The organism is Streptomyces sp. SA15, assembly GCF_002291145.1.
GTDB lineage: Bacteria > Actinomycetota > Actinomycetes > Streptomycetales > Streptomycetaceae > Streptomyces.
In genome coordinates this window covers 1-2,475 of the sequence record NZ_NTGE01000151.1, presented here as the reverse complement: position 1 = coordinate 2,475, position 2,475 = coordinate 1, and the positions used below count along the sequence as shown (strand labels likewise).

Here is a 2,475-nt window from a genome sequence, read left to right as displayed (position 1 = left end):
CTCGGCCCCGGGGGGCGAACCGGCCGGCGCGGACACCTTGCGGGTGGCGCGACGGCGCGTACGGCCCTTGGGCGCGGCCTCCTCGGCGGCCGGAGCCGGAGCCTCGACCACCGGGTCCTCCACGGCGACGGGCTCGGCGTGCGCGACGGCGGCCTCCTCCGGCTGCACCGGACGGGCGGCCTCCTCCTCGACGGTCACGTCCTGAGCCGTGGGAGCCTCGGCCCGCGCCTCGGCCCGCCTCTCCTCGCGCCTCGGCGCACCCGCCGGAGCCGACGCACGCCGGCTCGCCCGGCGCCGCGTACGACCGCGTGTGGCCGCGGCCTCCGCCTCGGCGACGCTGCCGCCTCGGCCCGCCTCTCCTCGCGCCTCGGCGCACCCGCCGGAGCCGACGCACGCCGGCTCGCCCGGCGCCGCGTACGACCGCGTGTGGCCGCGGCCTCCGCCTCGGCGACGCTGCCGTACAGCTCCTCGTCCGGCGCGAAGGCATCCATCAGCGGCTCCGCCGCGGGAGGCTCGGGCAGAGCGATGGGCTCGGCGGCCTCGGCGACCACCTCTTCGACGGTCTCCTCGGCGGCCTCCACGGCCGCCACGGCCTCGTGCTCGGGCACCTGCCCGTCACCACCGCGCCCGCGCTTGCGGCGCTTGCCGCCGCCTCCGACCGCGGTCGGCTGCTCCATGTGCACGATGACACCGCGGCCGTTGCAGTGGACGCAGGTCTCGGAGAACGACTCCAGCAGCCCCTGCCCGACCCGCTTGCGGGTCATCTGCACGAGCCCCAACGACGTCACCTCGGCCACCTGGTGCTTCGTACGGTCCCGGCCCAGGCACTCCAGCAGGCGCCGCAGCACCAGGTCCCGGTTGGACTCCAGCACCATGTCGATGAAGTCGATGACGATGATGCCGCCGAGGTCGCGCAGCCGCAGCTGGCGCACGATCTCCTCGGCCGCCTCCAGGTTGTTCCTGGTGACGGTCTCCTCGAGGTTGCCGCCCTGACCGGTGAACTTGCCGGTGTTGACGTCGATGACGACCATCGCCTCGGTCCGGTCGATCACCAGCGAACCGCCACTGGGCAGCCAGACCTTGCGGTCCAGCGCCTTGGCGAGCTGCTCGTCGATCCGGTAGGTGGCGAAGACGTCGACCTCGGAGGTCCACTTCTGCAGCCGCTCGTCGAGATCCGGCGCGACATGCGCGACGTACCCGTGGACGGTCTCCCAGGCGTCGCCGCCGCTGACGATGACCTTGGAGAAGTCCTCGTTGAAGATGTCGCGCACGACCCGGACGGTCATGTCCGGCTCGCCGTACAGCAGCGTCGGCGCGTTGCCGTTCTTGGACTTCTTCTGGATGTCCTCCCACTGCGCCTGCAGCCGCTCGACGTCCCGGCGCAGCTCGTCCTCGCTCGCGCCCTCGGCGGCGGTGCGCACGATGACGCCCGCGTCCTCGGGAACGATCTTCTTGAGGATCGTCTTCAGCCGGGCCCGCTCGGTGTCGGGCAGCTTGCGGCTGATGCCGGTCATCGAGCCCTCGGGCACGTAGACCAGGTAGCGGCCGGGGAGGGACACCTGGCTGGTGAGGCGGGCGCCCTTGTGGCCGATCGGGTCCTTCGTCACCTGGACGAGCACGGACTGGCCGGACTTCAGGGCGGACTCGATACGCCGCGGCCCGTTGGCCATGCCCAGCGCCTCGAAGTTGACCTCACCGGCGTACAGCACGGCGTTGCGGCCCTTGCCGATGTCGATGAAGGCGGCCTCCATCGACGGCAGCACGTTCTGCACCTTGCCGAGGTAGACGTTGCCGACGTACGAGGTCGACTGCTCCTTGTTGACGTAGTGCTCGACGAGCACGCCGTCCTCCAGGACGCCGATCTGCGTACGGTCGCCGTGCTGGCGGACGACCATCACGCGCTCGACGGCCTCGCGCCGGGCCAGGAACTCGGCCTCGGTGATGATCGGCACGCGCCGACGGCCCTGCTCACGGCCTTCCCGGCGGCGCTGCTTCTTGGCCTCCAGGCGGGTCGAGCCCTTGATGGACTGCACCTCGTCGGACGGCTCGGCCTTCGGGCGGGGCTCGCGGACCTTGACGACGGTGCGCTCGGGGTCGCTGTCGCCGGGCTCGGTGTCGACGGAGGTGTCACCGGCCCGACGGCGACGGCGACGGCGGCGACGGCTGCTGCTGGAGCCGCCGGCGTCCTCGCGGTCCTCCGCGGTGTCCGTGGAGTCCTCGGTGTCTTCCTCGACCTGCTCGGCGGTGTCCTCGGCGTCCTGCGCGGCCTGCGCGGCGGCGAGCTCGTCGGTGTCGGCCTCCTGGGCGTCACCCGACTCGCCCTCCGCGGACTCGCCCCGGCGACGGCGACGGCCGCCCCGACGGCGGCGACGTCGCGCGCCGGTGTCCTCGGTCTCGTCACCCTCGACGGCGTCCTCGGCGGACTCCTCGGCCTCCTCCGGCTCCTCCTCCGCGACGGCGGTCTCGGCGGGCCGG

1 pseudogene is annotated in these 2,475 nt (G+C 73.1%); it reads right to left on the bottom strand.

The window, feature by feature from the left end:
- Nucleotides 1-2,475 (bottom strand): annotated as a pseudogene (locus tag CLM62_RS34720) (ribonuclease E/G); the annotation flags it as partial.